8 protein-coding genes and 2 pseudogenes are annotated in these 12,649 nt (G+C 49.4%); 9 read left to right on the top strand and 1 reads right to left on the bottom strand.

The window, feature by feature from the left end; genetic code table 11:
* The 9 genes and pseudogenes from PY649_RS34210 to PY649_RS34170 all read left to right on the top strand — a co-directional run.
* Positions 1 to 201 (top strand): annotated as a pseudogene (locus PY649_RS34210) (hypothetical protein); the annotation flags it as partial.
* Positions 202 to 541: 340 nt separating this feature from the next.
* Positions 542 to 1,336, top strand: coding sequence for an ABC transporter permease (locus tag PY649_RS34205; protein ID WP_349644465.1), 795 nt, complete (start codon positions 542 to 544; stop codon positions 1,334 to 1,336).
* Positions 1,333 to 2,547 (top strand): ABC transporter ATP-binding protein, encoded by a 1,215-nt coding sequence (locus PY649_RS34200; RefSeq protein ID WP_285873466.1) that lies wholly within the window; start codon positions 1,333 to 1,335, stop codon positions 2,545 to 2,547. Before PY649_RS34205 ends, PY649_RS34200 begins: the two co-directional genes overlap by 4 nt.
* The gene (locus PY649_RS34195; protein WP_285873465.1) at positions 2,547 to 7,223 is read left to right on the top strand and encodes a glycosyltransferase; all 4,677 of its coding nucleotides are present in this window, start codon (positions 2,547 to 2,549) and stop codon (positions 7,221 to 7,223) included. Before PY649_RS34200 ends, PY649_RS34195 begins: the two co-directional genes overlap by 1 nt.
* A complete protein-coding gene (locus PY649_RS34190; RefSeq protein WP_285873464.1) occupies positions 7,220 to 8,155 on the top strand; it encodes a glycosyltransferase family 2 protein in 936 nt (311 codons plus the stop codon). The genes PY649_RS34195 and PY649_RS34190 overlap by 4 nt, the downstream gene beginning before the upstream one ends.
* Entirely contained in the window at positions 8,142 to 9,377 is a 1,236-nt protein-coding gene (locus PY649_RS34185; RefSeq protein WP_285873463.1) for a class I SAM-dependent methyltransferase, read from the top strand. The genes PY649_RS34190 and PY649_RS34185 overlap by 14 nt, the downstream gene beginning before the upstream one ends.
* Entirely contained in the window at positions 9,374 to 10,405 is a 1,032-nt protein-coding gene (gene gmd / locus PY649_RS34180) for a GDP-mannose 4,6-dehydratase (protein ID WP_285873462.1), read from the top strand. Before PY649_RS34185 ends, gmd begins: the two co-directional genes overlap by 4 nt.
* A gap of 7 nt (positions 10,406 to 10,412) precedes the next feature.
* Positions 10,413 to 11,315, top strand: coding sequence for an NAD-dependent epimerase/dehydratase family protein (locus PY649_RS34175; protein WP_285873461.1), 903 nt, complete (start codon positions 10,413 to 10,415; stop codon positions 11,313 to 11,315).
* Positions 11,293 to 12,429 (top strand): glycosyltransferase family 4 protein, encoded by a 1,137-nt coding sequence (locus tag PY649_RS34170; protein WP_285873459.1) that lies wholly within the window; start codon positions 11,293 to 11,295, stop codon positions 12,427 to 12,429. Before PY649_RS34175 ends, PY649_RS34170 begins: the two co-directional genes overlap by 23 nt.
* Here PY649_RS34170 and PY649_RS34165 read toward each other — a convergent pair.
* Positions 12,426 to 12,649 (bottom strand): annotated as a pseudogene (locus PY649_RS34165) (hypothetical protein); the annotation flags it as partial. The gene PY649_RS34170 and the pseudogene PY649_RS34165 overlap by 4 nt on opposite strands.

The raw sequence follows: 12,649 nt of genomic DNA, 5'->3' as shown, positions 1-12,649 counted from the left end.
TGGCTTCGCACCGCAACCCGCCGCTACCGCCGCAAATACAGCAACCCAAAACCGCTGGAGCGAACTCAAAACTGGATAAAACTTGGGGGCAAGGTCACCAGTAGTGTAATAGGCCTGGGTGATGCCGTATTGCCGCGCGATCGTGGAGGTTATTGGCGCCGACACAATCAGCCGCCCGAACCACGGATGCCACAGAAGTGAAAGCTCGCGAATCTATGTTCCGTGGGCGTTTTGTCGCCGTGCTGTATAATAAACGAATACCGGCCACACCCGTGCCATCGGCAATAAGCGCCGATTTCGCTCATGAATGGCTCATTGGTCCCATTGCTAGGCTGAGTCTCGAAGCCGGAAGATTCCAGCTCCCCCTGGCCCCGAAATTGAGGCGCATCTAAATTTAATAACCGCGGGAAACGATCTCGCCCCTGGATAAAAAACCCAGGGGCACGGCCAGTCGGGTTGCTTTTGGATCGTGGATTGGTTTAGAAGCGGCTAACTCGGCAAGGTCGGGGGAAAGCCGAACTACTCATAGAACGAGTTTTGTATGATTGGAATGCTTCGAAGCCTCTGGCAATACCGTCAGTTCATAATCAGCTCGATAAGAAACGATCTAGTGAACCGCTTTACGCGAAGCAGACTTGGGGCGCTTTGGATCATACTTAATCCTCTCGCGCAGGTGGCGATTTATGCGCTTGTGCTTTCGAATGTCGTAGCGGCGAAACTGCCAGACATCGACAACAAGTATGGCTACGCAATCTATTTGATGGCCGGGCTGCTTGGATGGAATCTATTCAGCGAAGTGCTTAATCGCAGCCTTTTTCTCTTCATTGAGTATGGAAACTTGATGAAGAAGGTGCAGTTCCCACGAATTACTCTTCCAGTAATCGTTGCCGGCACAAATCTCGTTAACAATGCGCTTCTTTTTGTGGCTATGATGGGAATATTTGCCATTGTTGGCCACAGGTTCACACTTCAGATAATTTGGTTGGTACCGCTTACGATCATTTTGGTGATGTTCGCTTTGGGGCTGGGTATTATCTTGGGACTCATAAATGTATTCGTCCGAGATCTGGGTCAAGCTGTTCCCATTATCCTCCAGATCTTATTTTGGTTCACGCCGATCGTCTATCCGCTCAACATTATTCCCGCCGCGTACAGGCATTTGCTGAAATTCAATCCTATTTATCATTTTACCTCGGCCTATCAGAGTATCATTGCTTATGGAGAGCCGCCGAACTTCATCTCATTGCTCTTGGTAACGCTGATTGCTGCCTTGATGTTGTTTTTAAGTCTATTTCTCTTCCGCCGCGCAAATGGCGAAATGGTGGATGTACTATGACTATTCTTCGTGTAGCCGGCATAGGAAAGGCTTACTGGTCCTATAAGAGCGAGTGGCATCGTTTTGCGCGCTGGCTAGGTTTCAAAATGAGGCCGGCGGATGAGAACTGGGTTTTGCGCGACGTCAGCTTTGACATTCAACCGGGCGAAGCAATCGGCATCATTGGCCGGAACGGCGCAGGTAAGAGCACACTGCTCAAAATCATCACCGGAACAACGCGGCCGACCGAAGGAATGGTTCAGGTTAATGGACGCGTTTCTGCGATACTAGAGCTCGGAATGGGCTTTAATCCCGATCTCACCGGCAGGCAAAACGTATACCACACTGCTGGGCTCATGGGGTTCACGCGGGCTCAAATTGACGAGGCAATTGGAGAGATTGAGGCTTTTGCCGAGATAGGGCACTATTTCGATGAGGCAGTGCGGACATATTCTAGTGGTATGCAAGTGCGCGTTGCGTTTGCCGTAGCGACGGCCTGGCGTCCCGAGATTCTGATCGTCGACGAAGCTCTTTCTGTCGGGGACGCATATTTCCAGCACAAGAGTTTTGCTCGGATACAAGAGTTCGTTGATCAAGGCACGAGCTTGTTGCTGGTGTCGCATGATCGGGGGAGTATTCTAAAGCTCTGTAATCGTGCGATACTTCTCGACGCTGGTGGAGTTGTCAAAGCTGGCGATGCGCTAGAGGTCTGCGACTATTATAATGCCTATCTGTCGGAGAAAAAGCAGGCCAAGCAGACAGACGAAATTGTTACTGGTGAAGCTTATGGCACCGGCGAGTGTGTCATCGAATCAGTCGCCTTTCTTGGCGATGACGGCTCTGCTTTAAAGCAACTGCCGGTGGGAGCTAATGCCACGCTGCGAATAGTTGCTGCTGTCCGACAGCCGATCGACTCTTTGGTTCTGGGCTTTGCTATCAAAGACAGGTTGGGAATCTATATATTTGGCACTAATACCTGGTACACAGACCAAGTATTATTACATCCCGTCGCTGGGGATTCTTACGTATTCGATGTGAAAATGGAAGTAAATCTTGGTCCTGGTAGCTATACTTTGCAGTGCGCCCTGGTTGATAAGGAAACGCATCTTTCTCGAAACTACGAGTGGCGCGACCGAGCTCTCATTTTTGACGTTTTTAATGAGGATAAGCCTGTCTTTATAGGGCAAACCTGGCTGAAGCATGAGATAAAAATTCATAAGAAGGATCAGTGATGACTTTGGTGTCATACGCTCAAAATCTCGAAGATGTAATGCTTTGGCGCGCACTTCGTCATGTCAAGAATGGATTCTACATCGATATTGGAGCTGCTTGGGAGACAAAAGATTCCGTCACGAAATTGTTCTATGAAGCAGGATGGCGGGGCATCAATGTCGAACCGGTTGAAGCCATGTTCCGGGTGCTTTGTGAACAGCGTCCGCGTGATTGTAATCTGAACATGTTAGTACTCGATCAAAAAGATGATCGTGTACCGTTCCATGTTTTTGATGACGCTGGAATTTCTACCATCAGTGATGAGCAGAAAGAATTTTTCAGCGGCAGAGGCTATCAGCCGCACGAGGTATTCGTAAAATCAGATAGCCTTAAAAATATTGTCGCAGAAAATGTACCTGAGGGACAGGACGTCCATTTTCTCAAAATTGACGCGGAGTCCAGTGAGCTTCGGATAATAGAAGGTGGTGACTGGGAAAAGTTTAGGCCCTGGATCGTCGTCTGCGAAACCGTAGATTATCGCTCAAGTGAGCATAACGACAAAAACGCGCGAAAAGCCTTGGAAGACCGAGGATACTTGCGTGTGTACCACGATGGTGTGAACGACTTTTTCCTCGCGGTTGAGCATCAGGAGTTGCTCCAACATTTTTCTAATCCACCCAATGTCTTTGACGAATATATCACGTATGCTCAGAAGCAGGCTGAATGTGCTCAGAAGCAGGCCGAAAGTGTGCAGAAGCAGGCTGAAAGTGCTCAGAGGCAGGCTGAAAGTGAGCAGAGCAAGGCTGAAAGCATAAGCGCTGATCTTCGTGCAGAGCTCGCGGAAGCTAATGGTAATATTAGCCAGCTGCGTTACGAATTTAACGGCGTCTCCGCGGAGCGCGACCAGCTTCGCACAACGGTACACGCACTTATGACATCGACAAGCTGGCGCATCACCGCTCCGTTGAGAGGGCTTGGGTTAGCTAAGCTTAAATCCAGAAATGTTGTCAAACGCGTGGTGCCACTTGCTTACCAGGTCTTGCGGAGGCACCCAACCTTGTTCAATGCAGCAAAAAGGCTGCTCAGGGGGGTTCCTTCCGTAGAGTTCAGGCTAAGACGCTTCCTGCACAATTGGAACCTTGCTGCCCGCGGATTAGCAACGAGTGGACACTCCTCCCGGCAGTCTATGGATTTTTGGGCCGCTATTAACGCTGGATCTGCCGGAGTGACCGCAAATGCCTCAAGGGACGTTGCGAAGGTAACTCTGTTTTATTGTGAATTCTCCTCAACGCAAACTCATCCGACGGGAGTCGTGCGAGTAGCTTCCAAGCTATTGGAAAATCTATGTAATCTTGGAGAGTTCGTTATTCCGGTCAAACTTGACCGAGATAGTCTGCAAATTGCTCCGCTTTCCAAAAGCGAAGTCGAGATTTTGAGTGCCTTAGCGGATATTCGGCTGCGACCATTAGCTCAGGAAATCATTGAGCAAGGGCATTTTTCCGATCCGTCTCTTTTTGCCGGTGAGAACAACTGGCTGATTATCCCGGAGGTTACCTATCATACATTTCACTCCACTCCGGTGACATCTCGTCTGATTAAGATTGCTCGAGATCTTAATCTGAAGGTGGGAACGGTCTTTTATGACAACATTCCATTTCATGAATCCGCTGCGAGTCACAATCGGGAAAAGCATGCGCGTTATCTCTCGGATATTTCCCTCAGCGATGTCGTTTGGCCAATCAGTGAATTCGTATCGAAAGAGCTGCTGGCTTTCTACGCATCCGAAGAGAAGCTAAACACCCACCAAGTGCCGTATTTCTCTAACAATCCGCTTCCGGAGGCCGATAGTACCGAGAGGGTCCTATACGACTGGGAAGACAGCCAGAAGTTTATCGTGGCCGTCGGATCGATCTGTGAGCGCAAGAACCAGCTATCTGTTGTGAAAGCATTTAATGCTTTTTGCAGCGCATTTCCCGACGAAACCTGGCACCTGCATCTCGTCGGGGGCGAACCAGAGCCCAAATATTCAAAAGCGGTTCATCATGAAGCTCGCAAAAGTGAGCGCGTGCATATCCATACCCAGATGTCGGATGCTCAAATTGAAAAGCTATACGAAAAGGCGGCCTTCACGATATTTGCCTCGACGTGCGAGGGATATGGGCTGCCTATCACTGAAAGTCTCTGGCGCCTGCGACCCGTTATTTGCGCCGATTATGGCGCAATGGGCAGTCTCGCCGAAAATGGCGGCTGCGTAACGATAGATGTAACCGACATTCCTGCGATGCAAAAGGCGATTGAGATCCTTGCTCACGATCGAGCATTTTATCAATCGAAAATTGACGAGATAATTGCCAGACCCATGCAGACGTGGTCGGAATATGCACAAAAAATCATATCCGATACGAATAACTTGGCATCATTGAGCCTTGTTGATTGCGATATTTGCGTGTGGGTAGATGCCACTATCGAAGCTCCCGGCAACAGTGGCATTCAAAGGGTAACACGCCAAGTTTGTCGGGCACTCTTAGAGTTGGGATGCTCGCTTGTTCCTGTAAAATGGGATAGCGAGAAAAACAAAGTAGCGATTGCTTCCAATGAGGAACTGGCTCATCTCGCAAAGTGGAGCGGACCAGTACCTGATCTTTGGAAGCGGCATTTGCCGCTGGAAAATAGTGACCGCCCGCTCGTGTATTTATTGACCGACCTTCCGTTAAATCGATCGCTTTCTATTCAAGACAGGGTAATTAGCTTTTTTAAGGGACGCGGAGCGCATTGTGTGAGCATCTATTACGATGCCATACCTATATTGATGCGGGATGTTTACCCCCAGCCGTTTGTCGAAGCTATGGAACAGTTTACGGCTATGCTTGATCGCATGGACCGTATCGTTGCCATTTCCGATGCCAGCAGAAAAGACCTGTATCGCATCATGAACAGGCTCGACCTGGCTGAGCCAGCGTTGGAGCGGCGGGTGCTGGCAGTTTCTCTTGCCGAGGAATTTCCCTCTGTTGACAGACTTAGACCTTTGGATTTCCACAACGGAGAGCCGTTCACATTTCTGTGCGCTTCGACCATCGAGCCCCGCAAAAATCATCTAAAATTGCTTGAAGCGTTTCTCATGGCTGAGCGGGAGTCCGCCCGAAAATTGAAGCTGATACTGGTCGGCCGTGACAGCAGTTTCGACGCCGCCCTGGGCGGCAAAGTTCGAGAATTGGTCGCTCAATCAGAAAATATTGAGTGGCTTGAGGACGCTGACGACAAAGCGCTAGTGGCATGTTACGAAAGATCGCATGCCACTGTATACCCTTCATTTTTGGAGGGCTTTGGTCTCCCGATTGTCGAGAGTCTTTGGTTCCACCGTCCCTGCATTTGCGCGAATTTTGGACAAATGGGCGAATTGTCCCTCTCTGGGGGATGCCTTACGGCCAATGTGCGCGATGCGACGGCTATCAAGAACGCATTGTGTTCCCTCGCTAACTCGGAGACTGAGTATTCCCGTTTGGTGGGCGAGGCTTCAGCGAGGTCTTTCAAAAGTTGGCGCCATTATGCTTCTGAAATAGCCCAGCAAATGCGAGCGCTTATCGGTCCCAAAAACTTGAAGGCTCTTTCGGCGCCGACGCATGAAAAAAGGCCTCGCTACCTGCCAACGAGGCCAAAACTTTCAGTTTGCATCACAACATACAACCGCAAGAAATGGCTTGATCTGAACATTAAGAACTTTCTTGACGTTTCAAGTGGCCTCGAGAGTGATGTTGAGCTGGTTGTTTGCGATAACAAATCGGCGGGAGATATTTCGGATATATTTGCGAAATACTCAAGCCATAGGAATATTTCCGTTTACCAGAACAGCGCAAATATCGGCATGCTTAACAATCTCGCGCAAACGGTGTCGTTTGCGAATGGAGAGTATATCTGGTTGGTTGGCGACGACGACATTATTCATGAGAATGCACTGCGGCGTATATTAGGTGTCATTTATAGGGAAAGCCCTGCGTTAATCAACCTAAACTACAATGTCAGCACTGCGGAGGTGCCTGAAACTCGAGACGGTATAAAGAAATATTTGGCGCAGGCCAGCAATTATTCTATAAGCGCCAATGATATTTCGGGAAAAATTAAAGATGTTTCCGCTGAAAACGAAAACTTTTACACGGCGATCTATTCGTTTGTTGCGGAGCGTCGGTTTTTGTGGCGAATGTTTCATCAGGATACGTCGGGTCAAATGTTTTCAAGCTTGCAGACCTGCGTGCCCTCCTCAAAGTATATCCTTTCGAACATGATGGAGGAAAAGGGGTGCTGGCTGCACGAGCCGGCGATTACGGTAAACTTAAATGTGTCGTGGGGTGAGCACGCTAACATTTGGCTGCTTGAGAGGATACCGGAGGTTTACGATTTGGCTCAGCTAAATGGTGTGCCAAGGAAAAGTGTAGCGCATTGGCGCGAGCACACGTTTAGAAACAGTCTGGGTTCGCTGGACAATGTTATAAAGACCGGTGGCGAAGCCGCCTTGGGGGGGTTCGATTTCGCTCGCTACGTCCGACGGCTGCAGGGAGTGCCCGTTTCGGGATATCTGCCGACAACGAGGAAAGCTTTCGCTGAAGCCAAGCAGCGCGGCCTGCCGTTCGTCAGTGACCTGTCCGCCGATGAACTCGAGACCCTTCTCTCCTTACACAAAGACGAGATCCGAGTGCTATGAACAAATTGCTGAGCGTAGCCATACCGACCTATAACTTTGCCCTGTTCTTGCCTGAAACGCTAACGAGTCTCGTGTCGGAGGCTCAAGAGCTTGGAATTGACGTCTTGGTATTCGATGGAAATTCTACCGATAATACCCGAGAGGTAGTTTCAAGTATCCAAGCAAAGCATCCCAACCTACGATATATAAAAGCTCTTTCGAAGGGCGGTATCGATCTCGATATGTCGAAGTGCGTATCGTATGGGAGTTCTGAGTACTGTTGGTTGTTTTCTGGAGATGATTTGTACCGTGCGGGGTCTTTTGCTTACGTCCTGAGTCTATTGAAGGAATACAAACCAGATCTTTTGCTCTGCAGACACAATGAATGCGACTTCGATATGCGGCCCCTCAAGGATTGGCCCGTCTTGAACTCCGGAGTGGACAAAGAGACCATGTTCGACTTGTCGCAGCACTCGGATCTTGTGCGTTACTGCGATGCAGCGGTCACCTCAGAAGCTTTCTTTTCATTCATGGGCGGTCTGATTGTGAAGCGGAGGAAATGGTTTGAAGCTAAATTGGATTCGGACCACACGAACAAGAACTGGGCCCACATTACGCGGTTGTGGAGATTGACCGCAACGCAGTTCAAGTTGCTTTACACGCCAAAGGTTTTACTTGATAGACGCGGTGGAAACGATAGCTTCTCGTCCGACGGAATGTTGGAGCGATTGAAGCTTCAGGTCTATGGTCTCCAGCACGCAGTTGGCAAAGCCACATCAGACCCGGTTGTCCACAGAAATCTTCGTCGGGTTGTTCGATATGAAATCTATCCAAGCTGGTATCAAGCAGTTGAAAATCATCTGAAATCGACTAACGCAGAGCAATCCATGTTGAACGAACTCAAATCCTTACTAGCAAGTCTCGAACAGGGGGAAAATCATGAGCTTCTCTGAAATCTCAAAATGCAGAGTAAGCGGGTCATCAAATCTGCAAACAATTCTCTCTTTAGGCGACCAAGTTCTGACGGGTGTTTTCCCGAAGAGTCCTGATGAGGAAATTACTTCTGGGCCGTTGGATTTGGTATGGTGCCCCGAAAGCGGGTTGGTGCAACTAAAGCACTCTTTCGAGCCAAGCGAAATGTATGGCGAGAACTACGGCTATCGCTCAGGGCTCAATCAGTCCATGGTCGCGCATCTGACACGAAAGATTCTATGGCTTGAACGGCGTGTGAACATCAAGAGCGGTGATACGGTACTCGACATAGGATCAAACGATTGCACATCGCTGAAAGCATACACTACCGAGGGCATTAAGCGCATTGGCATCGATCCGACCGGCAACAAGTTCCGCGAATACTATCCCGCGGATGTAAAGCTTGTGCCCGATTTCTTCAATGCCGCGAATTTTAATTCTGTCAGCTCGGAAAAGGCCAAGATCGTAACCTCCATCGCGATGTTTTACGATTTGGAAGATCCGATTGCATTCGCTCGCGATATCGCTTCGATCCTCGACCAAAACGGCATCTGGCATCTTGAGCAAAGTTACTTGCCATCGATGCTACGAACGACATCGTATGATACAATTTGCCATGAGCACTTGGAATACTATTCGCTCAAATCGATCCAGTACATTATGGATAGAGCAGAACTGAAAGTCGTTGATGTATCGATGAATGCGGTCAACGGCGGCAGTTTTGCGGTTACTGTTACCCACAAGAGTAACGATACGATTGAAGTCAACAAACCGGTGATTGACTGGCTCCTATCGCAGGAAGATGCGATGGGGTTGAATACACCACGTCCCTACCGAGATTTTGAGGAGCGTGTATATCGCCACCGCAGGGATCTGATCAATTTGGTGCGTTCATTAACTGCGGCCGGAAAAAAGGTGCTGGGATATGGCGCATCCACGAAGGGCAACGTGGTCCTGCAATTCTGCGGGTTTAGCTCGCAGGACGTTCCCGCAATCGCTGAAGTCAATGTGGAGAAATTTGGTCGGTTCACGCCGGGCAGCCATATTCCGATCGTATCGGAGGCAGAGGCACACGAGATGAAGCCTGACTATTTCCTCGTTCTTCCGTGGCACTTTAAGGATGGGATTCTCCAGCGCGAGAAAGAGTTCCTCAATGCAGGTGGACACTTCATTTTCCCATTTCCGGAGATTGAAATCATATGACACAAAAGACCGCACTTATTACAGGGATTACCGGCCAGGATGGTGCTTATTTGGCGGAGCTTCTGCTTGGAAAGGGATACAAAGTTTATGGATCTTTCCGGCGTGTCAGTACCGTGGACTTTTGGAGAATTAAGGAACTCGGGATTCTTGACCACCCCAATTTGACGCTTGTGGAACTTGATATCACCGACCAGGGCAATTGCTTCAACCTTGTCAAGCAATGCGCCCCCGATGAAATCTATAATCTTGCGGCCCAGAGTTTTGTTAAGCTGAGTTTTGATCAGCCACATACGACGGCGCAGATTACCGCCTTGGGGCCGCTGAATTTGTTGGAAGCCATTCGTATTGTGAATCCCAAGGTTCGTTTCTATCAGGCGAGCACGTCCGAGATGTTCGGTAAGGTGCACGCGGTTCCGCAAGATGAAGAAACGATCTTCCATCCCCGTAGTCCCTACGGAGTTGCAAAGCTTTACGCGCATTGGCTCACGCTGAATTATCGCGAGAGCTACGATATCTTTGCGTGCAGTGGTATCTTGTTCAACCATGAAAGTCCGTTGCGTGGCGAAGAGTTCGTAACGCGCAAAATCACGTCTTCCGTTGCCAAAATCAAACTTGGTCTTCTGGATGTGCTCGAGCTTGGGAACCTGGACGCAAAACGTGACTGGGGATTTGCACGAGAATATGTGGAAGGCATGTGGCGCATGCTTCAGGCCGATCAGCCTGACACCTATGTTCTGGCAAGCGGGCGCACCGAAACTATACGCGACTTCCTGAAAATGGCCTTCAAGAGCGCAGGAATGGAAGTCGAGTTCTCTGGCTCCGACCTCGATGAAATTGCGACGGATACGAAAACCGGCAAGGTTGTTGTGCGCATTAACCCGAAGTTTTTCCGCCCGGCTGAGGTGGATTTGCTTATCGGAAATCCTGCAAAAGCTAGGGAGACCTTGGGCTGGGAAGCAAATTGCACTCTTGAGGAGCTGTGCCAGATGATGGTGGATTTCGATCTCAAGAAACTGCAGAGACAGTAATTAGGCCATGGGCACTTGTCTAATCTTTGGCATCAATAGTTTCACGGGAAGATATGTCAGCCGTGTCTTCCAAGAACACGGGCATGACGTGGTGGGCACGTCTTTCTCAGGGCTCGGTGACACAGATTATGCGGGTGCTAAAATCCATCGGGCAGATTTGCTGGACTACGAAGTCGTCAGCCGCATTATAAAAGAAACCCGGCCGGAATTTGTGGTTAATCTGGCCGGCATTTCATTCATCATCAATAGCGACGTATCCCAGTTTTATAATGTTCATATTTTGGGCACGCGCAACATCTTGGCTTCGCTTGTCGAACATAAGGTGCCAGTCTCCAAGGTGGTTCTAGCCTCGAGCGCGCAAGTCTATGGCAGCGCCAGAAACCCTGATGAAACAACGCCGGGAGCCCCGCTGAATGATTATGGAGTGAGCAAACTCGGCATGGAACATATGGCGAGGATTTGGTCGGACAAGCTACCTATTATTATTGCTCGCCCCTTCAATTGCATTGGCGTTGGACAGTCGAAAAATTTCCTGGTCTCAAAAATTCTCAATGCGTTCGTTGCCAAAGACTCAAATATCGAGCTGGGCGATACGAAGATCTCGAGAGATTTCATAGATATACGGCTTGCCGCGCAGTACTATTTTTTACTGGCAACAAAAGGTAGTAATGGCGAGACCTATAATATCGGATCGGGCAAATCCCATTCCATCGACTGCATTCTTGGCCAGCTCACCAAGATCAGCGGCCATCAAATGGCCGTGCATTTTAATCCCACGTTCGTAAGGCCGAACGATCCCTCGAGCATTACGGCGAATACGACAAAAATCATGAGTTTACCGAATTCCACCGGCCCGACTCCGCTTGAGGAAACTCTGATGTGGATGTATGAAAATGCGCGTCGGGATTGACGCGCGACCTTTGTCGAGACAACTTAGCGGTATAGGCTATTACACGCTTCATCTCGTCAAGGAATTGAGCAAAGCTGGCGTGGAAACCGTCCTTTTCAGCCCGTCGCCGCTGACGGTAGACCTCTCGGGACTCGATCGGTGCAGCATTGTTTGCAAATCGTTTAAACGCCTAGCAACGCGGCAAATCTGGTCAGAGTTCTTCCTCCCGTTCCTGCTTAAGAAGTTTGACCTGGATGTTTTTTGGGGGCCCGCACACCGTCTTCCTTTTTGGTTGCCGCATAACGTCGCGGGGGTGGTGACGATACACGACGTTATCTGGAAGAGGTATCCCGAAACCATGCGGAAGAGTACGCGCTTGTTGGAAACTGCGTTTATGCCTGGCAGTGTGCAACGCGCGGACTTAGTTATCGCAGACTCGAGATCTACTGCGGCTGATTTGCTGGAGTTCTTTGGCCTTGCAGATAGTAAGATACGCATAGTTCCGCTTGCGCCGAGGCTTTCGGAAACCGGCGGCCGCCAGTCAGGTCCACTCTTACCCGGACGAAAATACTTCCTGTTTGTAGGAACGCGCGAACCGAGAAAGAATCTCAGCAGTCTTATTGAGGCTTTCGGGACACTGTCAGAGGCGGCAAGAAGGGAATTCAGCTTGATAATTGCTGGTGGGGATGGTTGGGGAAATGTTAGCCCTGCGGAAAAAGTCGCCGAATTAGGACTGCAGGATTGCATAACTGTCAAACAGTTCCTCAGCGAGGCTGAGCTTGTGGAATACTACAAACAAGCGTACTGCCTGGTGATGCCGTCTCTTTATGAAGGATATGGGTTGCCAATATTGGAGGCGCAAAGTTTTGGTGTGCCCGTCATTACCTCTAATGTGTCCTCCATGCCGGAAGTGGCCGGCGAAGGTGCCGTGCTTGTTGACCCGCACTCGGTTGAAAGTATCCTTGTGGGTCTTGAAAAGCTCATTGTGGACGAAGCGCTTAGGGAGGACTTGTCTCTCAAGGCGAGAGAAAACGCAGGAAAATATAGCTGGGCAAAGACAGCAGAGCTCACCGCAAGTAGTTTTGAAGAGGCAATCAGCCTTAAAAATGGCAATGCCCATGACATAAACTATTAAGGTACTTCGTTTTCAGAGAGCTGAACAAGAAATATCCTTATGATGACGATCGCTTTGTTAAGAGCACGAACATGGAAGTTCGATATGATTGAGGCTGTTGCCGATCTGTTGTATTTTAGTTTGACCTTGCCCCCAAGTTTTATCCAGTTTTGAGTTCGCTCCAGCGGTTTTGGGTTGCTGTATTTGCGGCGGTAGCGGCGGGTTGCGGTGCGAAGCCATT

Source organism: Rhizobium mayense, from assembly GCF_030272705.1.
In the GTDB taxonomy this organism is placed as follows: domain Bacteria; phylum Pseudomonadota; class Alphaproteobacteria; order Rhizobiales; family Rhizobiaceae; genus Rhizobium; species Rhizobium mayense.
This window is presented reverse-complemented; position numbering and strand designations above follow the sequence as displayed.

Excerpts from the sequence above, each read along its gene's own strand:
- PY649_RS34190 (WP_285873464.1), top strand. The coding sequence starts at position 7,220 with ATGAACAAATTGCTGAGCGTAGCCATACCGACCTATAACTTTGCCCTG.
- PY649_RS34170 (WP_285873459.1), top strand. The coding sequence starts at position 11,293 with ATGAAAATGCGCGTCGGGATTGACGCGCGACCTTTGTCGAGACAACTT.
- PY649_RS34195 (WP_285873465.1), top strand. The coding sequence starts at position 2,547 with ATGACTTTGGTGTCATACGCTCAAAATCTCGAAGATGTAATGCTTTGG.
- PY649_RS34205 (WP_349644465.1), top strand. The coding sequence starts at position 542 with ATGATTGGAATGCTTCGAAGCCTCTGGCAATACCGTCAGTTCATAATC.
- PY649_RS34175 (WP_285873461.1), top strand. The coding sequence starts at position 10,413 with ATGGGCACTTGTCTAATCTTTGGCATCAATAGTTTCACGGGAAGATAT.
- PY649_RS34200 (WP_285873466.1), top strand. The coding sequence starts at position 1,333 with ATGACTATTCTTCGTGTAGCCGGCATAGGAAAGGCTTACTGGTCCTAT.
- PY649_RS34185 (WP_285873463.1), top strand. The coding sequence starts at position 8,142 with ATGAGCTTCTCTGAAATCTCAAAATGCAGAGTAAGCGGGTCATCAAAT.
- gmd (WP_285873462.1), top strand. The coding sequence starts at position 9,374 with ATGACACAAAAGACCGCACTTATTACAGGGATTACCGGCCAGGATGGT.